This is a genomic window from Kitasatospora sp. NPDC101801 (genome assembly GCF_044766665.1).
Taxonomy (GTDB): domain Bacteria; phylum Actinomycetota; class Actinomycetes; order Streptomycetales; family Streptomycetaceae; genus Kitasatospora.
This window is the reverse complement of record NZ_JBIWML010000015.1, coordinates 118,461-144,317: the sequence shown is the minus strand read 5'-3', so window position 1 is coordinate 144,317 and position 25,857 is coordinate 118,461. Positions and strand designations below refer to the sequence as shown.

The following is a 25,857-nucleotide window of genomic DNA, read 5'->3' as shown; positions in this document are numbered from 1 at the left end:
CCCCTCCTGCGCCTCAACGTCGAAGCCGACACCCCCACCACCATGACCACCATCCGCGACACCGTCCTCACCCTCATCCGCACCTGACACCCGCAGCCGCACCCCCGGCCGACCCACCGGCACGCCCGCGCCGCGGCGGGTCGGTTAGGGTCGGGTAACTCCCGTACGAGAGCGAACAGGACGTGTCCATGGACCGGCTCGCCAACACCGTCCGCCCCTATGCCTGGGGGTCGGTCACCACGATCCCCGCGTTGCTGGGTGTCGAGGCGACCGGCGAACCCCAGGCCGAACTCTGGATGGGCGCCCACCCGAGTGCCCCGTCCCTGGTCGACCGGGGCGCTGGTCCGCGTGCCCTGGACGAGCTGATCGGGGCCGACCCCGAGGGCGAGTTGGGTGCCGCGACGGTGGCCAGGTTCGGCCCTGCCCTGCCGTTCCTGTTCAAGGTGCTGGCGGCCGGGGTGCCGCTCTCCATCCAGGCGCACCCCACCCTCGCCCAGGCCCGGGCCGGCTTCGCCGCCGAGGAGGCCCGGGGCATCCCGCTGGACGCGCCGGAACGCAACTACCGGGACGCCAACCACAAGCCCGAACTCATCTGCGCGCTGGACGAGTTCGAGGGTCTGTGCGGCTTCCGCCGACCGACCGAGGCGGCCGAACTTTTGGCCTCGCTGGCGGTGCCCGAGCTGCTGCCGCTGGTCGAACTGCTGCGCGGCAAGCCGGAGTCGGAGGCGCTGAGCGCCGCGCTGGCCGACATCCTCTCGATGACCGGCGAGCACGCCACCGCCGTGGTGGCGGCCACCGCCGCCGCGATCGAGCGGGCCGCCGCGACCGACGACCCGACCGGCCAGTTCGCCGGATACGCCTTCGCCGCCCGGGAGTTCCCCGGCGACACCGGGCTGCTGGTCGGCCTGCTGCTGAACCACTTCCGGCTCCGGCCGGGCGAGGCGCTCTACCTGGGGGCCGGCCTGCCGCACGGGTACCTGCGGGGTGCCGGCGTGGAGATCATGGCCAACTCCGACAACGTGCTGCGCTGCGGTCTGACGCCCAAGCACGTGGACCCGGCCGAACTGCTCCGGGTGGTCGACTTCCAGGCCGGTCCGCCGGAGGTGCTGCGGCCGACCGCCGACGCCGGCGGCGAGGAGCTCTACCCCGTACCGATCGACGAGTTCCGGCTGTCCCGGTACGTGCTCACCGGAGTGGCCCGGGTGCTCGACGGCCGGGCCCCGCAGATCCTGCTCTGCACCAGCGGCAGTGCCGAACTCACCGCCGCCGACGGCACGGTGCTCACCCTGGACCGCGGCCAGTCCGCGTTCCTGCCGGGGACGGGCACCGAGACCCTGCTGACCGGCGCCGACGCCACCGTCTTCCGGGCCACCGTCACGCTCTGATCCATGGCGGGGCCAAGAGCCGGCCGCCGGGTCCGAGGCGCGGAATCCCGGGCGCCCGGGGCCCGCCCGCTGCCAGCATCACGGCCATGACCCACGACCTGCGCATCTGCTTCGTCGGCGACTCCTACGTGGCCGGCCTCGGCGACCCCCGCTTCCTCGGCTGGGCGGGCCGGCTGGCCGCCCGCACCATCGCCGCCGGGCGGCCGCTCACCGGCTACAACCTCGGGGTCCGGCGGCAGACCTCCGCCGACGTGCTGGCCCGGTTCCGGAGCGAGTGCGGCCCCCGCCTGGCACCCGCCGACGACCCCCGCGTCGTCCTCTCCGTCGGCGTCAACGACGCCACCCACCAGGACGGGCGCCCCCGGGTCGCCCCGGACGAGTCCTCGGCCAACCTCGGCCGGCTGCTCGACCAGGCCACCGCCGAGGGCTGGTCCGTCCTGGTGGTCGCCCCACCACCGGTGGCCGACCCCGGGCACCAGGCCCGCACCGCCCTGCTGGACCGGGAGTTCGCCCGGCTCTGCCGCGTCGCGGGTGTCCGCTACGCCCCCGTCCACCAACCCCTCGCCGCCGACCCCACCTGGATCCACGAAGTCCGCACCGGCGACGGCGCCCACCCCGCCGAAGCCGGGTACGACGCCTTCGCCGACCTGGTCGCCCCGCACTGGGACGCCTGGCTCGGCTCCGGCCGGTAGCGCCGCCGGGACGGGATCAGGTGACGTCCCGGGTCATGTCGACGAAGCGGGAGTAGTGACCCTGGAAGGCGACCGTGATGGTCGCGGTGGGGCCGTTACGGTGCTTGGCGACGATCAGGTCGGCCTCGCCGGCCCGGGGGGACTCCTTCTCGTAGGCGTCCTCGCGGTGCAGCAGGATGACCATGTCGGCGTCCTGCTCGATCGAGCCGGACTCACGGAGGTCGGAGACCATCGGCTTCTTGTCGGTGCGCTGCTCGGGGCCACGGTTCAGCTGGGAGAGCGCGATGACCGGGACTTCGAGCTCCTTGGCCAGCAGCTTGAGGTTTCGCGACATGTCGGAGACCTCCTGCTGTCGGTTCTCAGCCCGCTTCGAGCCGCCGGACTGCATCAGCTGGAGGTAGTCGATGACCACCAGCTTGAGGTCCGCACGCTGCTTCAGCCGGCGGCACTTGGCCCGGATCTCCATCATCGACAGGTTCGGCGAGTCGTCGATGTAGAGCGGTGCGGCCGTCACGTCCGGCATCCGGCGGGCGACCCTGGTCCAGTCGTCGTCCGTCATGTTGCCGGAGCGCATGTGGTGCAGGGCCACCCTGGCCTCGGCGGAGAGCAGGCGCATGGCGATCTCGTTCCGCCCCATTTCGAGCGAGAAGATCACGCTCGGCAGGCCGTTCGTGATCGAGCAGGCCCGGGAGAAGTCCAGCGCCAGGGTCGACTTGCCCATCGCGGGGCGGGCCGCGATGACGATCATCTGGCCGGGGTGCAGGCCGTTGGTGAGCGCGTCCAGGTCGGCGAAGCCGGTCGGGACACCGGACATCTGGCCCTGGCGGGAGCCGATCGCCTCGATCTCGTCGAGGGCACCCTCCATGATGTCGGCGAGCGGGGCGTAGTCCTCGCTGGTGCGCTGCTCGGTGACGGCGTAGATCTCGGCCTGGGCCGCGTTGACGATCTCGTCGACGTCGCCCTCGGCGGCGTAGCCCATGCCGGCGATCCGGGTACCGGCCTCGACCAGGCGGCGGAGCACCGCGCGCTCGTGCACGATCTGGGCGTAGTACTCGGCGTTGGCCGCCGTCGGGACGGAGTTGACCAGGGTGTGCAGGTAGCCGGGGCCGCCGACCCGGACCAGCTCGCCGCGCTTGGTGAGCTCGCTGGCGACGGTGATCGGGTCGGCCGGCTCGCCGCGGGCGTAGAGGTCGAGGATCGCGCTGTGGACCAGCTCGTGGGCCGGGCGGTAGTAGTCGTGCGGCTTGAGCACCTCGACCACGTCGGCGATGGCGTCCTTGGACAGCAGCATGCCGCCGAGCACGGACTGCTCGGCCGCGAGGTCCTGCGGCGGCACCCGCTCGAAGGCGTCCGAACCGGCCCGCTCCTCGGCCGAGTCCGCGCCGGAGTCCTTGCGCTTGCCGTTGCGCTGGAAGCCGCCCTTGCCGAAGGAGCCGCCACCCTCGCTCTTCCGGCTGACCGGGAGACGGTCGCCGGGGCCGTCCGGGAAGTCCGCCGGGCCCGGCGGGAAGGCGTCATCGGACGGCTGCCAGTCGTCCTCCGGCGGAGGGGCGTCTTGGTCGTCGTACTGGGGGCCGGTCACGCGTCTTCCCCGATCAGCGAGTGGTGCGAGTTGTTGCCAGGCGGAGCGAATGGGGGTGGTCCTCCTTCTTACGCCACCGCACCGACAAATCGCCCGAGAGCGACCAACGCTAAGGCGCCGGGTACCGATCGGCCAAGATGGTTATCCACAGGGCATGTGGACGACGGGCCCATACCTGTGGAGAACTCCCGCAATCCTGTGCACAACTCTGTGGACCCCACTGTGGACAACCCGCACAGCTGTTCATCGCACCGACTCTGACCTGGGACGATCTCCCCGACCGGCTGTGCATGAGAAATTCTTCACACAACCGCCCGGACGGCGGCCCGAGAGCCCCACCCGACCAGTCGCTCAGCGTTTCGAGTAATAGTCCATTGGGTCTTGTGCCCATTACCTGTGGATGAGTAGCCTTGCTGTCATGAAACCCGCCGCCGTCACCCGCCGCCGACACGACCGGGAGATCCTCGCACTGGCGGTCCCCGCGTTCGGCGCACTGGTCGCCGAACCGCTCTTCCTGATGGCCGACTCCGCCATCGTCGGCCACCTCGGCACCGCCCAGCTGGCCGGCCTCGGCATCGCCGGTGCCGTGCTCTCCACCGTCACCGGCGTGTTCGTCTTCCTGGCCTACGCGACCACCGCGGCGGTGGCCCGCCGGATCGGGGCGGGCGACCGCCGGGCCGCCGTCCAGCAGGGCATCGACGGGATCTGGCTGGCGCTGCTGCTGTCGGTCGGCGTGGTGGCGCTCACCGTCCCGTTCGCCCCGCTCGCGGTGGACCTGCTCGGCGCCTCGCCGACCGCGGCCCCGTACGCCGTCAGCTACCTGCGGATCAGCGCCCTCGGCATCCCGGCGGTGCTGCTGGTGCTGGCCGCCACCGGCGTGCTGCGCGGGCTGCAGGACACCCGCACCCCGCTCCGGGTGGCGATCGCCGGCTTCACGGCCAATCTGCTGCTGAACCTCGCCCTGGTGTACGGGGCCGGGCTCGGCGTCGCCGGGTCCGCCTGGGGCACCGTGCTGGCGCAGACCGGGATGGCCGCGGTGTACGTCCTCGTGGTGGTCCGGGGCGCCCGCCGGGAGGGGGCCGGGCTCCGGCCCGACCTGCCCGGCATCCGCGCCTGTGCCCGGGCCGGCGGCCCGCTGCTGGTCCGGACGCTCAGCCTGCGCGGGGTGCTGATGGTCGCCACCGCGGTGGCCGCCACGCTCGGCGACGTCCAGGTGGCGGCCCATCAGATCGCCATGACCATCTGGGTGTTCCTGGCCTTCGTGCTGGACGCGATCGCGATCGCCGGGCAGGCCATCATCGGCCGCTACCTGGGCGCCGCCGACGTGCCGGGCACCCGGGCGGCCACCCGTCGGATGATCGAGTGGGGCCTGCTGGTGGGGGTGCTGCTCGGGCTGCTGCTGGTGCTGACCCGTCCGCTGTACGTCCCGCTGTTCAGCGCCGACCCGGTGGTCCGGCAGCAGCTCTCCGACGTCCTGCTGCTGGTCGCGCTGACCGAACCGGTGGCCGGGGTGGTGTTCGTGCTGGACGGGGTGCTGATGGGCGCCGGGGACGGTCGCTACCTGGCCTGGGCGGGCCTGGGCACCTTCGCGGTGTTCGCCCCGGTGGCCCTGCTGGTCCCGGCGCTGGGCGGCGGGCTGGCCGCGCTCTGGTGGGCGATGAACCTGTTCATGCTGAGCCGGGCCGCCTTCCTCTGCCTCCGGGTCAGGACCGGGCACTGGCTGGTCACCGGCGCCGTCCGGGCCTGAGCACGGAGGCCCGACACGAAGGTGGGGCAGGAAGGCCGGGCACGAAGGCCGAACGCCAGGACCGAACGCGAAACGGCCCGGCTCCCCCGAAGGGGAACCGGGCCGTTCGTGCTACGGCGTGACTCAGGCAGCGACGACGTCGACGTCGAGGTTGGCCTGGACGTCGGCGTGCAGCTTGACCGAGACCTTGTGGGTGCCCACGGTCTTGATCGGCGAGCCGATCGCGACGGCGCGCTTGTCCACGGCCGGGCCGCCGGCAGCCTTGACGGCAGCCACGACGTCGGCCTGGGTCACCGAGCCGAAGAGGCGGCCGGCGTCGCCGGACCGAACGGCCAGCTTGACCTGAAGGCCCTCGAGCTGACCCTTGACCGCGGTCGCGGCCTCGAGGGTCTGGATCGAGTGGATCTTGCGGGCGCGACGGATCGCGTCCACGTCCTTCTGGCCGCCCTTGGTCCAGCGGATGGCGAAGCCACGCGGGACCAGGTAGTTGCGGGCGTAGCCGTCCTTGACCTCGACGACCTCACCGGCACTGCCGAGGCCGGGGACCTCGTGAGTGAGGATGATCTTCATTCTTCGGTCACCCTCTCTTAGCGCGTGGTGGAGGTGTAGGGCAGCAGCGCCATCTCACGGCTGTTCTTCACGGCCGTGGCGACGTCACGCTGGTGCTGGGTGCAGTTGCCGGTGACCCGGCGGGCGCGGATCTTCCCGCGGTCGGAGATGAACTTGCGGAGCAAGTTCGTGTCCTTGTAGTCAACGTAGTTGACCTTGTCCTTGCAGAAGACGCAAACCTTCTTCTTAGGCTTGCGAGCAGGCGGCTTCGCCATCATGTGCTCCTGTGATTACGAGATCTGTCAGCATTCCGGGCCTGGGGGCCCGGTAGCACCGCTCTAGAACGGGGGCTCCTCCGAGAAGCCGCCACCGGCCGGGGCACCCCAACCGCCGCCGCCACCCTGGTTCCCACCAGGGGCCGGAGCGCTGGAAGCCCACGGGTCGTCGGACGGAGCGGACTGGCCGCCACCGGAGTTTCCACCCCAGTTGCCGCCGCCGCCCTGGCCGCCACCGGAGCCGCCGGAGCCGCCCCAGGAGCCGCCCTGGCCGCCGCCGGCCTGCTGGCCGCCGCCGCCGAAGCCACTGCCGCCACCGGGACCGCCGGAGCGGTTGGCGCGGGTGACCTTGGCGGTCGCCGAACGCAGGCTGGGACCGACCTCGTCGACCTCGACCTCGAAGACCGTCCGCTTCTCGCCTTCCTTGGTCTCGTAAGACCGCTGGCGCAGTCGGCCCTGCACGATGACGCGCATGCCGCGCTGCAGCGACTCGGCCACGTTCTCCGCCGGCTGACGCCAGACGTTGCACGTGAGGAAGAGGCTTTCGCCGTCCTTCCACTCGTTGGTCTGACGGTCGAAGGTGCGCGGGGTGGACGCGATACGGAACTTCGCGACCGCCGCACCCGACGGGGTGAAGCGCAGCTCGGGGTCGTCGACGAGATTGCCGACGAGGGTAATGACGGTCTCGCCTGCCATGGTGGTGGTGACCTCTCGGAAAGAAGTTCTGCGGTGCTCGTCCGCTGTTTCACGTGAAACAGCGGACGTGAGCCCACCTGACGCCTAGGGCGTCAGGCAGTGACTCAGTGGGTGTCCGGGCGCAGGACCTTGGTCCGCAGAACCGACTCGCTCAGGCTGAGCTGGCGGTCGAGCTCCTTGACGACCTCAGGCGTGGCCTTCAGGTCGATGACCGAGTAGATGCCCTCGGACTGCTTGTTGATCTCGTACGCCAGGCGACGACGACCCCAGGTGTCGATCTTCTCGACCTTGCCGCCACCGGTGCGGACAACGTTGAGGAAGTTCTCGATCAGCGGGGCGACAGCGCGCTCCTCGACCGAAGGGTCGAGGATGAGCATCAGCTCGTAGTGACGCATGGGTAACCCACCTCCTTTGGACTCAGCGGCCACGGTCTCTCCGTGGCAGGAGGGTTGTGCAGCGTCGGCACCGATGCGGTGGTGCCGTACCGAGAACGTAGCCCTCGGCACTGACAACCGGCCCCCAGCCCGGTGAAGGGCAGACGGGGGCACAACTACACCAGTGCAGACCGCACAGCCTACCCGCACCCGTACGGCCCAACAAAATTTAAGCGGCAAACTGCACACGGGTTGTGATCCAGCACCCAAGCGCCGCAATCTGGACAGAACGGCTCTTCCACCCAGGAGGTGGGCTCCAATGGCTCAGACCGTGCGCCGCACTCCGCCGTTCACCCTCAACACCGACGGGCACCCGCACCCGCGGGAGAACACGCTGGTCGGGATCGCCGCCGTGCTCGGCCTGCTGGCCTTCACCACGGCGTTCTTCCACAACCTGCACCTGCTCAGTTCGTGGGCCGGGCTCTTCGGCATCGCGATCGCCCTCTGGGGCCAGTTCGTCTCGGTCACCACGGCCGAACGGTTCGTCCTGATGGTGTCGCTGGGCATGTCCGGGGTCGGCTTCTACCTCGGGATGGCCCACGGCGGGCTCTACGGGGGCGTGTGACCGGCCCCGCGCGCTGATTCGTCCCGAACGATCCCCGCGCGCCGCGTAACCTCGGGCGCCCCCGTCGCGTACATACCTGTGCACCACTTGCGACGGGGGCGCCATCCTGCCTCCTGACGGACGCGGACAGCCGGGCCAGAAACGGACCATTCGGGCGATAGGGTCACCCTGGACCGGCCGACCCAGAAGGAGCAACCCCAGCATGAGCCTGCGCCTGAGGACGATCACTCGCGAGGAACACCTGGCTTTCATCCGGACGCGCCCGTCCGCCAGCCACATGCAGGTGCCGTCCTGGGGCGACGTCAAGTCGGAGTGGCGCACCGAGAGCATCGGCTGGATCGACGAGGCCGACCAGCTGGTCGGGGCCGGCCTGGTGCTCTACCGGCAGCTGCCCAAGCTCAAGCGCTACCTGGCCTACCTGCCCGAGGGCCCGGTGATCGACTGGTTCGACCGGGACCTCGGCCGCTGGCTCGACCCGATGCTGGCGCACCTCAAGTCGCAGGGCGCCTTCTCGGTGAAGATGGGCCCCCCGGTGGTGATCCGCCGGTGGAACGCGCCCACCATCAAGGAGGCGATCGCGGGCCGGCAGGCCAAGCGCCTGCGCGACCTGGAGCCGGACTGGTACGAGCCGCGCGCCTTCGAGCTGGCCGAGCGGCTGCGCAAGGCCGGCTGGCTGCAGGGCGAGGACGGCGGGGCGGGCTTCGGCGACGTGCAGCCCCGGTACGTGTTCCAGGTGCCGCTGGCCAACCGCTCGCTGGACGACGTGCAGAAGGGCTTCAACCAGCTCTGGCGCCGCAACATCAAGAAGGCCGAGAAGAGCGGCGTCGAGGTGGTCCAGGGCGGTTACGAGGACCTCGCGGTCTTCCACAAGCTGTACGTGGTGACCGCCGAGCGGGACCACTTCACGCCCCGCCCGCTCTCCTACTTCCAGCAGATGTGGACGGCGCTCACCGCCGAGGACCCGAACCGGATGCGGCTCTACCTGGCGTACCACGAGGGCGAACCGCTGGCCGCCACCACCATGCTGACGGTCGGTGAGCACGTCTGGTACTCCTACGGCGCCTCGGCCAACCACAAGCGCGAGGTCAAGCCGTCCAACGCGGTCCAGTGGCGGATGATGCGGGACTCCTACGCGCTCGGCGGGAGCATCTACGACCTGCGCGGGATCAGCGACACGCTGGACGAGGACGACCACCTGTTCGGGCTGATCCAGTTCAAGGTCGGCACCGGCGGCCAGGCCGCCGAGTACGTCGGCGAGTGGGACTTCCCGCTCAACAAGCTGCTGCACAAGGCGCTGGACCTCTACATGTCCCGCCGCTGACCGACCGTCTCACCCCGGGGAGAAGCCGATGACCTTGTCGCTGTATCTCGACACCGCCGGATGGCGGGCCCACCAGCAGTCCGTGCTGGCCGAGTTCCCCGGCCTGGTGCCGGTGGCCAAGGGCAACGGCTACGGGCTCGGCAACGCCCGGCTGGCCGAGGAGGCGGGCCGGCTCGGCACCGGGCTGCTGGCGGTCGGCACCGCCGACGAGGCCCGGGCTGCGGCCGGGGTCTTCGACGGCGAGCTGCTGGTGCTGACCCCGTACCGGATCGGGGAGGAGCCGCTGCCGGCCGGGGTGATCCGCACGGTGGCGCACCTGGAGGCGGTCCGGGCGCTGCCGCCCGGCTCCCGGCTGGTGGTGGAGTGCATGACCTCGATGCGGCGGCACGGCATCGCGCCCGGCGAGCTGGCCCAGCTGCCGACCGAGGGGCTGAGCCTGGAGGGCTTCGCACTGCACCTGCCGCTGGACCGGCCGGACGGGTCCGACCCGGTGGCCGAGGTGGCGGCCTGGGTGGACGCGATCGCGGCGGCCGGGCTGCCGACCGGCACGGTCTACCTGAGCCACCTCGGCTCGGCCGACCTGGCCCGGCTGGCGCGGCGGTACCCGGCCACCGTGTTCCGGTCCAGGATCGGCACCCGGCTCTGGCTCGGCGACCCCACCACCCTGCAGGCCAGGGCCACCGTCATGGACGTCACCCCGGTGGCCAAGGGCGACCGGTACGGCTACCGCCAGCACCGGGCGCCCTCGGACGGGCACCTGCTGGTGGTCTCCGGCGGCACCGCGCACGGGGTCGGCCTGGAGGCCCCCAAGTACGTGCACGGGATGGTGCCCCGGGCCAAGGGCCTGGCCCGGGCGGGCCTGGCCACCGTCAACCGGACGCTCTCGCCGTACTCCTGGAGCGGCCGGCAGCTCTGGTTCGCCGAGCCCCCGCACATGCAGGTGAGCATCCTGTTCCTGCCCGCCGGCGGCAAGCCGCCGGTGATCGGCGACGAGCTGGCGCTGAACACCCGTCACACCACCACCCACTTCGACCGGGTGGTGGACAGCTAGGCCGACGGCTCAGTCGTTCCGGAGCGAGGTCTGCTCGGGCAGCCAGTCCGCGTCCTCCGACAGCTGGTAGTCCTGGTACGTGCGCTCCTCGCGCAGCCGGCGGGCCTGCCCCAGCACGAAGACGTCCGGGGCGTGGTCCAGCACGCCGCCCGACGGGTCGTCACTGCCGTCCTGGCGGACCGGGTCCAGCTCCGGCCGGAGGATGTCGCGGACCACCAGGTAGCACAGGTAGAGCGTGCCGAGCAGGTGCAGCACGATGGCCAGGTGGTACCAGTCCTGGCCGATGCCGTGCTGCTTGGAGTCGCCGGTGAAGGCCAGGTAGGACCAGACGCCGAGGAAGTACAGCACCTCGCAGGCCTGCCAGATCAGGAAGTCCCGCCAGCGCGGCCGGGCCAGCGCGGCGAGCGGGATCAGCCAGAGCACGTACTGCGGTGAGTAGACCTTGTTGGTCAGGATGAACGCGGCCACCACCAGGAAGGCCAGCTGGGCGAAGCGCGGACGGCGCGGGGCGGACAGCGCCAGCCAGCAGATCCCCAGGCAGCTGAGCACCAGCAGGCCGGCGATCCAGGTGTTCAGGGTCTCCAGCTGCTTGCCGCGGTCCTGCATCAGGATCAGCCAGAACGAGCCGAAGTCCTCCTTGCGGGTCTGGCTGAAGGTGTAGAAGGTGGCCCAGCCCTTCCAGTTGGCCGCCATCACCGGCAGGTTGACGAGCAGCCAGGCGCCGACCGCACCGCCGGTGGCCGCCCAGAAGGCGCGCCAGCGGCCGGCCCGCCAGCAGAGCACCAGCAGCGGGCCGAGCAGCAGCAGCGGGTAGAGCTTGGCCGCGGTGGCCAGGCCGATGAAGACACCGGCCCAGACCGCGCGGCGGCCGGACCAGTACGCCATCGCGACGGCACAGAAGGCGACCGCCAACAGGTCCCAGTTGATGGTGAAGTTGAGCGCCAGCGCGGGGGCCAGCGCGAACAGCAGCGCGTCCCAGGGGCGGCGGCGGTGGGTCCGGGTGAGCGCCACCACGACGACCACCGCGCAGACCGTCAGCATCCCGGCGTTGATCAGCCAGAACAGCTGCTCGCGGGTCTCGGTGGAGCCGCCACCGGGCGTCAGCCAGGCGGCCACCTGCATGAACAGGCCGGTCAGCACCGGGTACTCGAGGTACTGCATGTCCGGGCTGGGCTGCGGCAGCATGTCGACGTACGGGGTCAGCCCGGTGGCGAAGCCGCGCCAGGTGTACAGGTGCGGGATGTCGCTGTAACAGGCGTGGGTGTACTGGGTGGTGGCGCCGCGGAACCAGCCGCCGTCGTAGCAGGGCAGCTTCTGCAGCATGCCCAGCACGCAGACCACGATCACCGTGACGGCCAGGAAGCGGGCCGGGATCCACCAGTTGACGCCGAGCAGGGCGCGCCGGCCGGGCGGGCCGCCGAACAGCTCGCTGCCCGCGGCGGAGACCGGGTCCTCGTCCGCGGGGACGACCACCGTGTTCGGCAGCGGGCCCACCTCATCGTCCACCGGCGCCGTGGCCGTGCTGCCGTTCTCGTCCCGAGCGATCGACGTCATGGCGGACATGATGCCGCACCGGTCGGCTCCGCAGCAGGTGCCCCCGCCATCCGGTTCCGAACGCGCCGGTGGCGGCCCTCCGTGGAGGACCGCCACCGGTGGAGCCGGGTCCGGGTCAGTTCTGGCCGGGGTTGGCCGCGATGCCGTTGGCCGGCTCGGTCGCGGGCGGGCTGCCCGTCCCCGTCCCGCTGCCGGTGGGCTTGGGCGGCTTGGTCCTGGTCGAGGACGGCGAACCGCTCGGGCAGAGCGGCGCCGGCAGCAGGCAGGACTCGTTGGGGCTCGGGCTGTTGCTCGGCGTGGCCGGCGCACTCGGGGAGAGCGACGGGACGGTCGGCGCGATGGTGGTCGGGTCGGGCACCGGCGTGGTCGCGGTCGCCGTGGCGGAGGCCGAGGCGGTGGCCGGGGCGCCCGAGGAGTCGACCTGCTCGCCGATCTCGCCCGGCTTCGGGAAGGTCTCCTTCGGCTGACCGTTCAGGATGGTCTTCATGTAGCGGGTGAAGATGTCCGTCGGGAAGTCACCACCGTGCACCTCGTCCTTGCCCGCGGTGCCGTCCAGCGTGAGCAGGCCGGGCTTGCCCGCCTCCTCGCGCCACATGCCGACCGAGGTGACCAGCGAGGGGGTGTAGCCGACCCACCAGGCCGACTTCCCGCCGTCGGTGGTACCGGTCTTGCCCGCGATCGGCCGGCCGAGCGCGTTGGTCTTCTCACCGGTGCCGATCTTGGCCACGGTGGTCAGCACGTCGGTGACGTTGTCCGCGACCACCTCCTCCAGCACCGGCTTGGGGGTCGGCTTGGCGAAGGTCTTCAGCTCCACGCCGCCGCGGATCACCTTGCTGACCGAGTACGGGTCGGTCTGCATGCCCCGGGCCGCGAACACCGAGTAGGCGGAGGCCAGTCGGATCGCGCTGGGGGTGGAGGTGCCGAGCGGGAAGGTGGTGGTCGAGGAGTCGGTCAGGCTCTCCTTGCGCAGGCCCATCTGCTCCACCAGGGTGCCCACCTGCTTGGTGCCGACGTCCTGGCCGAGCTGCACGAACGGCACGTTGTAGGAGTAGCGCATGGCCTCCCGGAGCGAGACGTACCCCGGGTTGGAGCTGCCGCTGTTCTTCTGGTGGTACGGCTTGCCGTCGTCGCCGATCACCGGGGAGCCGTCCAGCTTGTGGATCTCCGACTTGTCGTCGGCCAGGTAGCGGCTGTCGGCGTTGATCCGCTTCGGCTTGCCGTCGTTCCCGGTCTCGGTCTGCACGCCGTACTGCATGGCGGCGGCGAGCACGAAGGGCTTGAAGGTCGAGCCGACCGGGACGCCGAGGGTGTCGGCGTTGTTGGTGTGGTGGCCCTGCTCGACGCCGGGGCCGCCGTAGATCGCCACGATCGCACCGTCGTTGGGCACCACGGTGGCCGCGCCGATCTGGACGAACTTGTCCTTCTCGCGCTTGTCCGGCTTCAGGGTGTCCGCCTGGAAGTCGTCCACCGCCTTCTTCAGTGCCTCCACCTTGTCCTTCTGGAAGGTGGTGTGCACCTGGAAGCCGCCCTTGGCGATGGCGGCCTCGGTGATGGTCTTGTCCTTGCTCATCAGGTACTTGTTCGCCAGCTCGACCATGTAGCTGACCTGGCCGTTCATGCTGGCCGGGGGCTTCTTCTCGACCGGCTCGGGGAAGGCGGCGCAGGTGGCCCGCTTCTCCTTGGTGATGGCGCCGGTGGTCACCATCCGGTCCAGCACCTCGTTCCAGCGCTTGACCGCCCGCTCGTGGTTGGCCGGGCTGGTGGCCGGGTCGTAGAGCGCGGCGCCCTTGAGCAGACCGGCCAGCAGCGCGCTCTGACAGAGGTTCAGGTCCTTGGCGTTCACGCCGTAGTACGCCTGCGCGGCGGCCTGCGCGCCGGTGGCGCCACGGCCGAACCAGCTGGTGTTCAGGTAGCCGGTGAGGATCTTGTCCTTGCCGTCCTCCTGGTTCACCTTGAGGGTGATGAAGAGCTCCCGGACCTTCCGGCTGAGGGTCTGGTCCTGGTTCAGGTAGGCGTTCTTGACGTACTGCTGGGTGATGGTCGAGCCGCCCTGGGTCTCACCGCCGGTGGCCATGTTGTAGACGGCCCGGGCGATGCCCTTGGGGTCGATGCCGCTGTCGTCCCAGAAGGTCGCGTTCTCGGTCGAGATGGCGGCGTTCTGCAGGTCCTTGCTGATGTCGCCGAGCTCGACCACCTGTCGGTTGGTGTCGCCCTGGCGGGTCATCTCGCTGCCGTCGGCCCAGTAGTAGATGTTGTTCTGGCTCTCCACGACCTTGTTCAGGTCGGGGATCGGCGTCATCGCGTAGGCCACGCCGACCGCGCCCACCCCGGCGCCGAAGAACAGCAGCAGGGTGCTCAGCTGGAGCTTCCAGGACGGGATCCACCGCCGGAAGCCGGTCTTGCCGAACCGCGGGTAGTCGATGAACCGCTTCTTGGCCGGCTTGCCGTTCCGCCCGACCGTGGTCGCCCCGGCGGCCGCGCCGCGACGGGCGTTGCCGCCACCGGCACCGGCGCCGCCACGGGCGCCCTGCTGCCTGCGCATCTCGGCCCGGGTCAGCCGGGGCTGCTGGGCGGTGGGCCGCCCCCCGGAGGGGCGTTCGCCGCCACGGCCGTACGAGGGCGCGCCCTCCGGCGGGTTGCCGTAGGCATACGGTCGGCCGCCGTCGGCCTCGCGGCCCGACGGTTCCTCGCCGCCCGGGTTGGACGACCTCCGACGGTGTTCGCTCATCTTCCAGCCACTCCTCGGTCCTCGCGCACGGCCGACAGCCCGTGCACACGCGACAGAGTACGCAGCTGGAAATCACACCTAATCGGGCATCAGGTACCAACTGCCGCATAACGGCGCCAGATCATTACATGCCCGTTGCCAACCCGCCCCCGGACAGCCCCTGACAGGGGCTCAACCCGGCCGACGGAGATCCTGTGATCACTTTCACCCGAGTCGCCCTTGCTCGTTCCGTGACCCAGGTTTACTGTTCTCGATATATCGAGCCGATACATCGGAGCGACATAACGCACGGGCATACCGGCGGAGGGAGGCGGAACGACAGTGAGCAGACGCTCGGGAGTCCTCGAGTTCGCCGTCCTCGGCCTGCTGCACGACGCACCGATGCACGGCTACGAGCTGCGCAAGCGGCTCAACGTCCTGCTCGGCTCGTTCCGCGCGTTCTCCTACGGCACGCTCTACCCCTGCCTGAAGAGCCTGGTGGCCCAGGGCTTCCTGGTCGAGGACAACCCCGACACGGAGTACGTCCCCGCCACCGCGCTCAACGGCAAGCGGTCGAAGATCGTCTACCGGCTGTCCGCCGAGGGCAAGCAGCGTTTCGAGGAGCTGCTCGCCGACTCCGGCCCGGACGCCTGGGAGGACGAGCACTTCGGGGTGCACTTCGCCTTCTTCGGTCAGACCGACCGGGCCGTGCGGATGCGCGTCCTGGAGGGCCGCCGCAGCCGGCTGGAGGAGCGGCTGGAGCGGATGCGCAGCTCGATCGCCCGTACCCGCGAGCGGTTCGACGACTACACGCTCGAACTGCAGCGGCACGGTCTCGAATCGGTGGAGCGCGAGGTCCGTTGGCTCAACGAGCTGATCGAGACCGAGCGGGCCAACCGCACCGGGCGGCCCGGTGCCGCACCCGGTGACACCAGTACTTCGGACGGCCGTGGCCAGGAGGCCGGGTCCCCGGACCCGCCGAGGCCACCGCACGACCGCCCGGGGCGTTCCTGACGGAACGCTGAACCCGCCGCCACCTTCCGGTGCGTGCGGCGGGGACTGGGCGCGTCGCGCCCACCAGAAGAGAAGTTGAGCGAGACCGCCCGTTCGGGTGGGTCTCATGATTCAAAGGGAGCAACCGGAATGGGTTCGGTTCGCGTAGCCATCGTGGGCGTCGGCAACTGTGCCGCGTCGCTGGTTCAGGGTGTCGAGTACTACAAGGACGCCGACCCCGCCGGCAAGGTCCCCGGGCTGATGCACGTGCAGTTCGGCGAGTACCACGTCCGTGACGTGGAGTTCGTCGCCGCGTTCGACGTCGACGCCAAGAAGGTCGGCTTCGACCTCGCGGACGCCATCGGCGCCAGCGAGAACAACACCATCAAGATCTGCGACGTGCCGCCGACCGGCGTCACCGTGCAGCGTGGTCACACCCTGGACGGTCTCGGCAAGTACTACCTCGAGACCATCGAGCAGTCCGACGAGGCCCCGGTCGACGTCGTCCAGGTCCTGAAGGACCGCCAGGTCGACGTCCTGGTCTGCTACCTGCCGGTGGGTTCCGAGGACGCCGCCAAGTTCTACGCCCAGTGCGCCATCGACGCCAAGGTCGCCTTCGTGAACGCCCTCCCGGTGTTCATCGCCGGCACCAAGGAGTGGGCGGACAAGTTCACCGAGGCCGGCGTGCCGATCGTCGGCGACGACATCAAGTCGCAGGTCGGCGCGACCATCACGCACCGCGTGATGGCGAAGCTCTTCGAGGACCGCGGCGTCCTGCTGGAGCGCACGATGCAGCTGAACGTCGGCGGCAACATGGACTTCAAGAACATGCTCGAGCGTGACCGCCTCGAGTCCAAGAAGATCTCGAAGACCAACGCCGTCACCTCCCAGGTCCGGGACCGCGACCTGGGCGCGAAGAACGTCCACATCGGCCCGTCGGACTACGTCGCGTGGCTCGACGACCGCAAGTGGGCGTACGTCCGCCTCGAGGGTCGCGCCTTCGGCGACGTGCCGCTGAACCTCGAGTACAAGCTCGAGGTCTGGGACTCCCCGAACTCGGCCGGTGTCATCATCGACGCCGTCCGGGCCGCGAAGATCGCGCTGGACCGGGGCATCGGTGGCCCGATCCTGTCGGCGTCCTCGTACTTCATGAAGTCCCCGCCGGTGCAGTACTTCGACGACGAGGCCCGCGACAACGTGGAGAAGTTCATCCGCGGCGAGGTCGAGCGCTGAAGCGCCTGAGCTGACGACCCGAAGGGCCCTGACCGCCGGTCAGGGCCCTTCGGGCTGTCCGGCGCTGACCGGTGGTCGGCACCCGGCCGGTCAACCGGCCAGGCGTCCCGACTGGTGTCCGGCCATGTTTCACGTGAAACATCGGCGCCGATCATGGCACCCTGGGCGGGTGGCTCAGACGGGTAACGGCGGCAACTCACTCACCGGCCTGTTCCGGGCTGCCGATTTCCGGCGCCTGCTCACCGCCCGGGTGCTCTCCCAGCTCTCCGACGGCGTCTTCCAGGTCTCGCTGGCCTCGTACGTGATCTTCTCGCCCGAGCGGCAGTCCAGCCCGGCCGACATCGCCTCGGTCCTGCTGGTGCTGCTGCTGCCGTTCTCGCTGATCGGCCCGTTCGCCGGCGTGCTGCTCGACCGCTGGCGCCGTCGCCAGGTGCTCTACCTCGGCAACCTGGCCCGGTGCGGGCTCGGGCTGGTGACCGGCGCCCTGCTGCTGGCCCGGGTGCCGGACTGGCTCTTCCTCGGCGCGGCCCTGCTGGTCACCGCGCTCAACCGGTTCATCCTGGCCGGGCTCTCCGCCGCGCTGCCCCGGGTGGTCGACCGCCCCGAACAGCTGGTCACCGCCAACGCGCTCTCCCCCACCCTCGGCACGGTCGCGGCGGCCTGCGGCGGCGGCCTGGGCTTCCTGGTCCACCTGGTGCTGCCGCCCGGCCCCCGGGCCGACGCCCTGCTGGTCACCGTCGCCGCCCTGCTCTACCTGAGCTCCGGCCTGACCGCACTGCGGATGGACCCCGACCTGCTCGGCCCCGACCAGCGCCCCGACCGGCCGCCGCTGCGCCGGGCCCTCAGCCTGACTGCCCGTGAACTAGTAGACGGCGTACGCCACTTGGTCCGGGACTGCCGTCCCGCCACGCACGCGCTGGCGGCCGTCACGGCCGCCCGGTTCTGCTACGGCATCCTGGTCGTGGTGCTGCTGATGCTCTCCCGCTACACCTTCAACGACCCCACCGACAGCGCGAGCGGTCTGGCCACCCTGGGCCAGGCGGTCGCGGTCTCGGCCGTCGGCTTCTTCCTCGCCGCCGTGATCAGCCCCTGGTGCACCCGCCGGCTCGGCCTGGCCGGCTGGCTCACCACCTGCGCCGCCTCCGCCGCCGTCTTCGTCCCCGTCCTCGGCCTGACCTTCTCGCTCGGCCCCACCATGGTGGCGGCCCTGCTGCTCGGCGTGGTCACCCAGGGCGTCAAGATCTGCGCCGACACCGTCGTCCAGGAGTCCGTCGAGGACGCCTACCGCGGCCGGGTCTTCGCCATCTACGACGTCCTCTTCAACCTCGCCTTCGTCGCCGCGGCCTTCGTCACCGCCCTCGTGCTCCCGCTCGACGGCCGCTCCGTCCCCCTGATGCTCACCGTCGCCCTGCTCTACGCTCTGACCGCCGCCCTCTACGCCCGCGCGGCCCGCCGCTCCCCCGTCCCGGCCTGAGCGGCCCTCGAACGAGCCGGAGGTGGGTACTTCCATTACCCACCTCCGGCTCTCTCACCGGACTACGGCTGGACCAGCTCGTCGAGCTCGTCCGCCGTGGCACCGTCGTCGATCGCCCGGAGCAGCCTCAGCCGCCGACGGGCGATCTCCTTCTCCCCGTCGTCCAGCACCACCCGCTCCAGCCGGTCGACCCGGTCCGCCATCGCGTCGATCTTCCGGCCGTTCCGGCTGACCTCCACCGCCAACGCGTTCAGCAACGGGACCACGCTGGTCCCGATCACCGACCGGACCGCCCGCTCGGCCACCGTGGCGACCGCCGCGTCCACCGACCCCTCGGGGTAGTGGAACCGGCTGTCCACAACCCCGTCCACGGGGTTGTCCACAGCCTCCCGCCTGGCCTGCTGCTCCAGGTCGAGCAGGTAGCACCGCACCTGACGTGCGGTTTCGCTGTCCCGCAGCAGCATCGCCACGTTCAGCACCGTCCGGCGGGTGAACAACGCGAGCGACCTCGCCCGCGACTGGATCCCACTGAGTTGCTTGAAGTAACCCAGTTCGCCGCCGGTCAGCACCTGGTACCCGTTGCCGACCAGCTCCTGCCGGTGGTCGTGGACCACCGCCTTGATCACGGTCTCCCCGACCCCGAAGTACCGCGCCACCGCATCGGTGGTCACGTGCACCCCGTCCGGCAGGAAGGCCAGCGCCTTCACCCGGTCCAGCACCTCGACCCGCCCGCTCACCGTCGCCCGCATCGTCGGGGACTCCAACAACACCGCGTCCACAGCCATGGCTGCGTCCTCTCGTTCCGGAGGGAGGAACGTCCTCCCCCTCGAACGGCTCAACGCGACGACTCATCAGTCAGTCACACCCGACGACTCCAACCACTCAATCGAGCGGATTCGCTAAAGCGACATCTGTTCAAACGATCTTGTGATCCGACAAATCGGGCGTGGTGATCACGGTTGGATGTCCATTCCGCCTTCGCCACAGGTGCTGTAAGGCGCAACGCCACCATCCCGGCGCCCCCGGGCAGCCGATGAGCCCCGACGTCGTGGTGCTCGACTGCACCGACCCGGACGCCGAGGCGAAGATCGTCGGCAAGGTGGAGGGGACCATCGACGAGTCGGCCTGCGACAAGTTCCAGGACGCGGACGGTCTCTACACCGAGAAGCAGGGCTCGCGGAAGTTCACGCTCTGCCTGCATTTCCTCAAGTAGGCACGGCATGAACGGAGGGGGCGTCCGATGCGGACGCCCCCTCAGTGCGTTCCTACTGCTGCTCGGCCCACCACGCGCGCAGCGCGGCCTCGGCCTGGTCGGGGTCCATCGGCCCGTTCTCCAGCCGGAGTTCGAGCAGGTGGCGGTACGCCTGGCCGACCTGAGGGCCCGGGGCGAGGCCGAGCAGCTCCATGATCTGGTTTCCGTCCAGGGCGGGCCGGATGGCATCCAGCTGCTCCTGCTCCCGGAGTTCGGCGATCCGGGTCTCCAGCGAGTCGTACGTTCGGGAGAGGGCGGCGGCCTTCTTCCGGTTCCGGGTGGTGCAGTCGGAGCGGGTCAGCTTGTGCAGCCGTTCCAGCAGCGGGCCGGCGTCGGTGACGTAGCGGCGGACCGCCGAGTCGGTCCACTCGCCGCCGCCGTAGCCGTGGAAGCGCAGGTGCAGTTCGACCAGCCGGGAGACCTCGTCGGTGAGGTCGTTGGAGTACTTGAGGTCGCGCATCCGCTTGCGGGTCATCTTGGCGCCGACCACCTCGTGGTGGTGGAAGGAGACCCGGCCGTCGGACTCGAACCGCCGGGTCCGCGGCTTGCCGATGTCGTGCAGCAGCGCGGCCAGCCGCAACACCAGGTCGGGCCCTTCCTGCTCCAGCGCGATGGCCTGCTCCAGCACGGTCAGCGAGTGCTCGTAGACGTCCTTGTGCCGGTGGTGCTCGTCGCTCTCCAGCCGGAGCGCGGGCAGTTCGGGCAGCACGTGGTCGGCCAGACCGGTGTCCACCAGCAGCCGCAGGCCCTTCACGGGGTGCTCGGCCAGCAGCAGCTTGTTGAGCTCGGCCTGCACCCGCTCGGCCGAGACGATGGTGATCCGGTCGGCCATCGCGGTCATCGCGGTGACCACCTCGGGGGCGGGCTCGAAGTCCAGCTGGGCCGCGAACCTGGCCGCCCGCATCATCCGCAGCGGGTCGTCGGAGAACGACTCCTCCGGGGTGGCGGGGGTGCGCAGCACCCGGGCCTCCAGGTCGTCCAGCCCGTGGTGCGGGTCGACGAAGCCGCGGCCGGGCAGGTCGACGGCCATCGCGTTGACGGTGAAGTCCCGCCGGACCAGGTCCTGTTCGATCGTCTCGCCGTAGGTCACCTCGGGCTTGCGCGAGGTGCGGTCGTACGCCTCGCTCCGGTAGGTGGTGATCTCGATCAGGAAGGACCCGTCCTCGGTGTCCTTGCGGGCGCCCACGGTGCCGAAGGCGATGCCGACGTCCCAGACCGCGTCCGCCCAGCCCTTCACCAGCCTGAGCACCTGCTCGGGGCGGGCGTCGGTGGTGAAGTCGAGGTCGTTGCCGAGCCGGCCGAGCAGCGCGTCCCGGACCGATCCGCCGACCAGGGCCAGCCGGTGCCCGGCGGCCCGGAACCGCTCGGCGATCTCGTCCGCGACCGGGGAGACCCGGAGCAGTTCTTGCAGGCCGAGGGCCTGCGCCTCGCTCAGCCCGGGGGCGGCGGCACGGGCATCGGTGCTGGCATCGGTGCTGGACGGACTGGTGCTGGACTCATTGACAGTGGACACGGCTCACAAGGGTACGTGCCCTCCCCCCGGATACCGCACGGCCTTTTCCCCCGTCAGCCCCCGGCCCGCAACACCACCGCGCCACCGGCCTCGTTACCATGCCGGTGGAGAGATCCCGGCCCGGGCCGTCGGCCGCTGCTGCGGGGTCCCCCTTCCAGGACCGCATCAGTTCCACCCGATCCAGAACGGCGAGGTCGAAGCGCGTGGTTGAGCCGGTACGGCAGTCGGGTCCGCGTACGGTGCCCCGGAACCGATCGGGCCGGATGGCCAGACGGCTCTCCGGCCTGCTGGCGTTCGGGGCCGTCCTGGTCACCGGCGTGCTGCCCGCCGCGGCCGCACCGGCCGGCTTCGTCGCCGCCGCCCCCGAGTACCCGGCCACCGTGGCCATCGACTCGATCGCGCCCAAGGTGGCGGAGAACGGCGGCACCGTGGTGGTGACCGGAGTGGTCACCAACTCCGGCCCGGACCCGCTCAAGGACGTCACGGTGGGCATCCGGCAGCAGTCCGCCGCCGGCTCGACGGTGCGCACCCGCAGCGGCCTCGACCAGCTCGCCCGGCGCGGCGATCCGGGCTCCGCGGACGGCACCGCGATCACGGCCGGCCGGGCCGGCCTGGGCACGCTGGCGGCGGGCCAGAGCCTCCCGTACATCGTCCGGGCGTCGGTCGCCGACCTCAAGGTCGGCAAGAGCGGGGTGTACGAGCTGGCAGTGGACGTGGCCGGCGGCACCCCGGACGACGACGCCGCCCACACCCTGGGCATCGCCCGGAGCTACCTCCCGTACCGGAACGAGGCCGTCCCGCACCCGACCGAGCTCGCCGTGGTCTGGCCGATCACCCACGCGCCCGAGCTGGTCGCCCAGACCATGCAGGACAACGACCCGACACCGGTGCTGCGGGACGACAGCCTGGCCACCGAGCTGGCCCCGGGCGGCCGGCTGCACCAGTTGGTGCAGACCGGCGGCCAGCTGCCCGGCCTCACCTGGGTGATCGACCCGGACCTGCTGGACACCGTGTTCGCGATGACCCGGCCGTACCGGGTGCAGAAGCCGAACACCGCCGGGGAGCCCGCCAAGGAGGGCAACACCGTCCCCGGCGTCGGTACGGACGCCGCGACGGAGTGGCTGAAGCAGCTCCGCACCGCCGTGGCCGGAGCGGGCAGCCAGGTGGTCTCGCTGCCGTACGCCGACCCGGACCTGGCCTCGATCGCGCACAACGGCGCGGGGCTGAACGGGATGGCCGACACCCTCCGCAAGGCCCGGACGGCCGGTGAGGTGACCGCCGAGGGACGGCTGGCCGCCGACGTGCAGTCCGACGTCGCCTGGCCCTACCAGGGGTACCTGGACCAGCAGATCGCCGCCACCGCCGCCGCGGCCGGCGAGAACCTGCTGCTGGCCAACAGCGCGAGCATCTCGGACGCCGCGCTCAACCACACCCCGAGCGCGGCCCGCCCGATCGGCAACGGTCAGACCGCCGTGGTCGCCGACTCCACCATCTCCGACCTGTTCCAGCCGGACCTGGCCTCCCCGCAGGCCCGCACCGCGGCCGTCCAGCGCTTCCTGGCCGAGACCATGGTGATCAACCGTCAGCTCCCGGAGACTCCCCGCACCCTGCTGGTGCTGCCGCCCCGGAACCTCACCGCCGGTTCGGCCGGCGCGCTGGCCGAGGCGGTCACCCAGGCCCAGCAGGCCGGCTGGGCCCGGCTGGTGAACCTCCGGACGGTGGCCGCCGCCCCGGCCGACCCGGAGGCGAACACCGCCGTGGCCGGCCCCGGCGACTATCCGCAGCAGCTGCGCGCGGGCGAGCTGTCCGCCGCCACCCTTGGCCGGGTGATGGACCTCCAGGGCGAGCTGGACCAGCTGCTCGTCATCCTCACCCAGCCGCAGCGGGTGCGCGGCCCGTTCAGCGCCGCGATGATCCGCTCGATGACCACCGCCTGGCGGGACCAGCCGCCGGTCGGCGAGTCCTACCGGACCGGTGTGCGGGACTACCTGGCCAGCCTGGTCGGCGCGGTCAAGCTCACCCCCAAGAGCACGGTCACCCTCGCAGGTGACAACGGCATGGTGCAGGTCAGCGTCAAGAACGACCTCAACCAGGCGGTCGGCAACCTCCAGGTCCAGCTGACCTCCAGTCAGCCGAACCGGGTCCGGGTGGGCGTCAAGCAGAACGTCGTGCTGGAGGGCACCACCAGCCTGACCCTGCGCTTCCCGGCCCAGGCCCGGAACAACGGCCCGGTGCCGGTGACCGCCCAGCTGATGACCACCGGCCCGAACCCGCAGCCGTACGGCAAGCCGGTGGTCTTCACGGTCAACGTCACCTCGGTCACCTCGGGCGTGCTGTACGTGATCGGCGGCGGTGTGGTGCTGATGCTGCTCGCCGCCGTGCGGTTCACCCAGCAGCGGCGCAAGGGTGCCCCGGCCCCCGAGGACGACGGCGGCGAGGCGCAGGAGGGCGGCGCGGCCGACGGAGGCGCGGCGCAGGAGACCGGCGCAGCTGCCGAGGAACACGCCCCCGGTGATGAGAAGGTGGGGCACTGAGGCGGCCCCTTCCGGGCGGCCCTACCCGAGCATCGATGAGGTGGCATGAGCGGGCCGCGCGAGGAGCGAGCACAGGGTCGTGAGCAGGGTCGCGCCGCCACGGGCCAGGACGGTGCGGCCGAGCAGCCCGCCGACTGGTACCTGACGGACACCTACGCCCAGGACCCGTACGCCACCGACCCGTTCCCGAGCGAGGTCGGGCCCGACCCGTACGGCCTGCGGACCGCGGCGCTGCCGCAGCAGCAGGCCACCCAGGACGACCCGCAGACCCTCCAGCTGCGCCAGGAGCCGCCGCCCGGGCCGGCCGCCGGTCTGACCGCGCCCACCCCGCGCTGGCCGGTCGCGGCCGCCGCCGAGGCGGCGTCCGGCGGCGCCGCCGCCGAGCCCGCCGAAACCACCCGGTCGGACGGGGCCTGGGACACCGAGACCACCGAGTACGTCGGCGTGGACACCCTGCTGGCGAAGGCCGTGGAGCCGCGCCCGTTCGTCCCGCCGATCGAGTTCGACCCGCCGCTCTCCGCGGCCGAGACCGGCGGCCCCGAGCTGCCGCCGGCCCCCGAGCCGGTGTCTCCCGCCCCGGTGTCTTCCGCTCCGGTGTCCCCCGAGCAGGTGGCGGAGCAGCGCCCGGAGCCGGCCGGCGGCGGCAGGTCCGGCAGCCTGGTCAACTCCAGCGCGATCATGGCCGCCGGCACCCTGGTCTCCCGGGGCACCGGCTTCCTGCGCACCATGGTGATCGCCGCCGCGATCGGCGTCGGCACCATGGGCGACTCCTACAACGCCGCCAACACGCTGCCCACCCTGCTCTACATCCTGATCGGCGGCGGCGCGCTGAACGCGGTGTTCGTCCCGCAGCTGGTCCGCGCGATGAAGCAGGACCAGGACGGCGGCACCGCCTACGCCAACCGGCTGCTCACCCTGGTGATGGCCGGCCTGGCCGGGGTCACCTTCCTCGCCGTGCTGGGCGCCCCGCTGCTGGTGCAGCTGATCTCGCACTCGCTGATGCGCGACCCGTCGAGCGCCGACACCACGGTGGCGCTGGCCAGGTACTGCCTGCCGACCATCTTCTTCATGGGCATCCATGTGGTGATGGGTCAGATCCTGAACGCCCGGGGCCGGTTCGGCGCGATGATGTGGACCCCGGTGCTCAACAACGTCGTGGTGATCTTCACCTTCAGCCTGTACATCTGGGTCTTCGGCACCTTCCAGCGCTCCGAGGTCACCCCCGCCACCGTCTCCCCCGAGGGCATCCGGCTGCTCGGCCTGGGCACCCTGATCGGCCTGGCCCTGCAGGCGCTCGCGATGATCCCCTACCTGCGGGCCGCCGAGTTCCGGTTCCGGCCGCAGTTCGACTGGCGCGGCCACGGGCTCGGCAAGGCGGCCCGGCTGGCCAAGTGGACCTTCCTGTTCGTGCTCGCCAACCAGGCCGGCTTCCTGGTGATCACCCAGCTCGCCACCGCGGCCGGTGCGGCCGCCGCGAGGACCGGCCACCTCGGGGTGGGCCTGGCCGCCTACTCCAACGCCCTGCTGATCTGGCAGCTCCCGATGGCCGTGATCACCGTCTCGGTGATGAGCGCGGTGCTCCCCCGGCTGTCCCGCTCGGCCGCCGACGGCGACGCCGGGGCGGTCCGGGACGACCTCTCCTACGGACTGCGTACCTCGGCGGTGGCGATCGTGCCCGCCGCCTTCCTGTTCCTCGCGCTAGGCCCGGTGATCGGCAGCGCGATCTACGGCCTGGGCAACGGCGGCTCGGTCGCGCACAGCACCACGGCGGTCGGCTACATGCTCTCCGCCTTCGCGCTGGGGCTGATCCCGTACTCGGTCCAGTACGTGCTGCTGCGCGGCTTCTACGCCTACGAGGACACCCGGACGCCGTTCTCCAACACGCTCTGGGTGGCGCTCTGCCAGGCCGCCACCGCGGTGCTCTGCTGGTTCGTGCTGCCCGCCCAGTGGGCGGTGACCGGGATGGCCCTCGGCTACGGGCTGTCGTACGCGGTCGGCGTCGCGGTCGCGGTGCCCAGGCTCAAGGCGAAGATCGGCGGCCTGGACACCGGCCGGATCGCCAAGACCTACATCCGGCTGGCGATCGCCTCGCTGCCCGCCGCGGTGCTCGGCCTGGCGGTCAGCCTGCTGCTGAACGAGCTGCTCACCGGGCTGATCGGCGACTGGGCGGGCGCGGTGCTGACCGTCCTGGTCGCGGGCGGGCTGCAGCTCACGGTGTTCGCCCTGGTCGCCCGCCGGATGCGGATCGAGGAGCTGAACGCGATGATCGGTATGGTGCGGAGCCGGCTCGGCCGCTGACC

21 protein-coding genes are annotated in these 25,857 nt (G+C 71.1%); 12 read left to right on the top strand and 9 right to left on the bottom strand.

Translation table 11 applies throughout. The features are described from left to right. The first annotated feature begins 188 nt into the window (after nucleotides 1-188). Both manA and ACIRPK_RS19250 read left to right on the top strand, forming a co-directional pair. Complete coding sequence (manA, locus tag ACIRPK_RS19255; RefSeq protein ID WP_403040272.1) at nucleotides 189-1,385, top strand: mannose-6-phosphate isomerase, class I; 1,197 nt, start codon at nucleotides 189-191, stop codon at nucleotides 1,383-1,385. An 86-nt stretch (nucleotides 1,386-1,471) separates the two neighbouring features. Next, on the top strand, nucleotides 1,472-2,077 hold the full coding sequence (locus ACIRPK_RS19250) for a GDSL-type esterase/lipase family protein (RefSeq protein WP_403040269.1): 606 nt from the start codon (nucleotides 1,472-1,474) through the stop codon (nucleotides 2,075-2,077). A gap of 16 nt (nucleotides 2,078-2,093) precedes the next feature. Here ACIRPK_RS19250 and dnaB read toward each other — a convergent pair whose 3' ends face one another. After that, entirely contained in the window at nucleotides 2,094-3,659 is a 1,566-nt protein-coding gene (dnaB, locus tag ACIRPK_RS19245) for a replicative DNA helicase (RefSeq protein ID WP_403040266.1), read from the bottom strand. Nucleotides 3,660-4,077: 418 nt separating this feature from the next. Between dnaB and ACIRPK_RS19240 the strand changes: the two genes are divergently transcribed. After that, nucleotides 4,078-5,406: an MATE family efflux transporter gene (locus ACIRPK_RS19240; protein ID WP_403040263.1), complete on the top strand. Its 1,329-nt coding sequence runs from the start codon at nucleotides 4,078-4,080 to the stop codon at nucleotides 5,404-5,406. Nucleotides 5,407-5,529: 123 nt separating this feature from the next. Here the strand turns inward: ACIRPK_RS19240 and rplI are convergent, their stop codons facing one another. The 4 genes from rplI to rpsF form a co-directional block, all read right to left on the bottom strand. Beyond that, on the bottom strand, nucleotides 5,530-5,976 hold the full coding sequence (gene rplI, locus ACIRPK_RS19235) for a 50S ribosomal protein L9 (protein ID WP_403040260.1): 447 nt from the start codon (nucleotides 5,974-5,976) through the stop codon (nucleotides 5,530-5,532). Nucleotides 5,977-5,993: 17 nt separating this feature from the next. After that, entirely contained in the window at nucleotides 5,994-6,230 is a 237-nt protein-coding gene (rpsR, locus tag ACIRPK_RS19230; protein WP_030270170.1) for a 30S ribosomal protein S18, read from the bottom strand. A 63-nt stretch (nucleotides 6,231-6,293) separates the two neighbouring features. Further along, nucleotides 6,294-6,926: a single-stranded DNA-binding protein gene (locus ACIRPK_RS19225; RefSeq protein ID WP_403040257.1), complete on the bottom strand. Its 633-nt coding sequence runs from the start codon at nucleotides 6,924-6,926 to the stop codon at nucleotides 6,294-6,296. A 104-nt stretch (nucleotides 6,927-7,030) separates the two neighbouring features. Beyond that, nucleotides 7,031-7,321 carry a 30S ribosomal protein S6 gene (rpsF, locus tag ACIRPK_RS19220; protein ID WP_057228543.1) on the bottom strand — a complete coding sequence of 97 codons (291 nt, stop codon included), beginning with the start codon at nucleotides 7,319-7,321 and terminating at the stop codon, nucleotides 7,031-7,033. A 298-nt stretch (nucleotides 7,322-7,619) separates the two neighbouring features. Between rpsF and ACIRPK_RS19215 the strand changes: the two genes are divergently transcribed. The 3 genes from ACIRPK_RS19215 (at nucleotide 7,620) to ACIRPK_RS19205 (ending at nucleotide 10,297) form a co-directional block, all read left to right on the top strand. Beyond that, nucleotides 7,620-7,925, top strand: a complete 306-nt coding sequence (locus ACIRPK_RS19215; RefSeq protein ID WP_403040254.1) for a hypothetical protein — start codon at nucleotides 7,620-7,622, stop codon at nucleotides 7,923-7,925. 202 nt (nucleotides 7,926-8,127) lie between these two features. Then, nucleotides 8,128-9,246: a lipid II:glycine glycyltransferase FemX gene (locus ACIRPK_RS19210; protein ID WP_403040251.1), complete on the top strand. Its 1,119-nt coding sequence runs from the start codon at nucleotides 8,128-8,130 to the stop codon at nucleotides 9,244-9,246. A 28-nt stretch (nucleotides 9,247-9,274) separates the two neighbouring features. Continuing rightward, nucleotides 9,275-10,297, top strand: a complete 1,023-nt coding sequence (locus tag ACIRPK_RS19205; protein ID WP_403040248.1) for an alanine racemase — start codon at nucleotides 9,275-9,277, stop codon at nucleotides 10,295-10,297. A 9-nt stretch (nucleotides 10,298-10,306) separates the two neighbouring features. Here ACIRPK_RS19205 and ACIRPK_RS19200 read toward each other — a convergent pair whose 3' ends face one another. After that, nucleotides 10,307-11,851: a glycosyltransferase family 87 protein gene (locus ACIRPK_RS19200; protein WP_403040245.1), complete on the bottom strand. Its 1,545-nt coding sequence runs from the start codon at nucleotides 11,849-11,851 to the stop codon at nucleotides 10,307-10,309. 115 nt (nucleotides 11,852-11,966) lie between these two features. Further along, nucleotides 11,967-14,579: a transglycosylase domain-containing protein gene (locus ACIRPK_RS19195; RefSeq protein WP_403040242.1), complete on the bottom strand. Its 2,613-nt coding sequence runs from the start codon at nucleotides 14,577-14,579 to the stop codon at nucleotides 11,967-11,969. A 321-nt stretch (nucleotides 14,580-14,900) separates the two neighbouring features. On the opposite strand from ACIRPK_RS19195, the gene ACIRPK_RS19190 reads away from it, so the two are divergent. The 3 genes from ACIRPK_RS19190 to ACIRPK_RS19180 all read left to right on the top strand — a co-directional run bounded on the left by ACIRPK_RS19190 (nucleotide 14,901) and on the right by ACIRPK_RS19180 (nucleotide 18,258). Next, a complete protein-coding gene (locus ACIRPK_RS19190) occupies nucleotides 14,901-15,572 on the top strand; it encodes a PadR family transcriptional regulator (protein ID WP_184916410.1) in 672 nt (223 codons plus the stop codon). A 129-nt stretch (nucleotides 15,573-15,701) separates the two neighbouring features. After that, nucleotides 15,702-16,784, top strand: coding sequence for an inositol-3-phosphate synthase (locus ACIRPK_RS19185; protein ID WP_403040239.1), 1,083 nt, complete (start codon nucleotides 15,702-15,704; stop codon nucleotides 16,782-16,784). Nucleotides 16,785-16,953: 169 nt separating this feature from the next. Next, nucleotides 16,954-18,258 (top strand): MFS transporter, encoded by a 1,305-nt coding sequence (locus tag ACIRPK_RS19180; RefSeq protein ID WP_403040237.1) that lies wholly within the window; start codon nucleotides 16,954-16,956, stop codon nucleotides 18,256-18,258. A gap of 62 nt (nucleotides 18,259-18,320) precedes the next feature. On the opposite strand, the gene ACIRPK_RS19175 is transcribed toward ACIRPK_RS19180, so the two are convergent. Further along, nucleotides 18,321-19,043: a restriction endonuclease gene (locus ACIRPK_RS19175; protein WP_403040235.1), complete on the bottom strand. Its 723-nt coding sequence runs from the start codon at nucleotides 19,041-19,043 to the stop codon at nucleotides 18,321-18,323. A 248-nt stretch (nucleotides 19,044-19,291) separates the two neighbouring features. Between ACIRPK_RS19175 and ACIRPK_RS19170 the strand changes: the two genes are divergently transcribed. Further along, nucleotides 19,292-19,471: a hypothetical protein gene (locus ACIRPK_RS19170; RefSeq protein ID WP_403040233.1), complete on the top strand. Its 180-nt coding sequence runs from the start codon at nucleotides 19,292-19,294 to the stop codon at nucleotides 19,469-19,471. Nucleotides 19,472-19,523: 52 nt separating this feature from the next. Here ACIRPK_RS19170 and ACIRPK_RS19165 read toward each other — a convergent pair whose 3' ends face one another. Continuing rightward, nucleotides 19,524-20,945, bottom strand: coding sequence for a CCA tRNA nucleotidyltransferase (locus tag ACIRPK_RS19165; protein ID WP_403040286.1), 1,422 nt, complete (start codon nucleotides 20,943-20,945; stop codon nucleotides 19,524-19,526). Between the two features lie 341 nt (nucleotides 20,946-21,286). On the opposite strand from ACIRPK_RS19165, the gene ACIRPK_RS19160 reads away from it, so the two are divergent. Beyond that, the gene (locus ACIRPK_RS19160) at nucleotides 21,287-23,557 is read left to right on the top strand and encodes a DUF6049 family protein (RefSeq protein ID WP_403040230.1); all 2,271 of its coding nucleotides are present in this window, start codon (nucleotides 21,287-21,289) and stop codon (nucleotides 23,555-23,557) included. A 45-nt stretch (nucleotides 23,558-23,602) separates the two neighbouring features. Then, nucleotides 23,603-25,855 carry a murein biosynthesis integral membrane protein MurJ gene (gene murJ / locus ACIRPK_RS19155; protein WP_403040227.1) on the top strand — a complete coding sequence of 751 codons (2,253 nt, stop codon included), beginning with the start codon at nucleotides 23,603-23,605 and terminating at the stop codon, nucleotides 25,853-25,855. Nucleotides 25,856-25,857 lie beyond the last annotated feature (2 nt).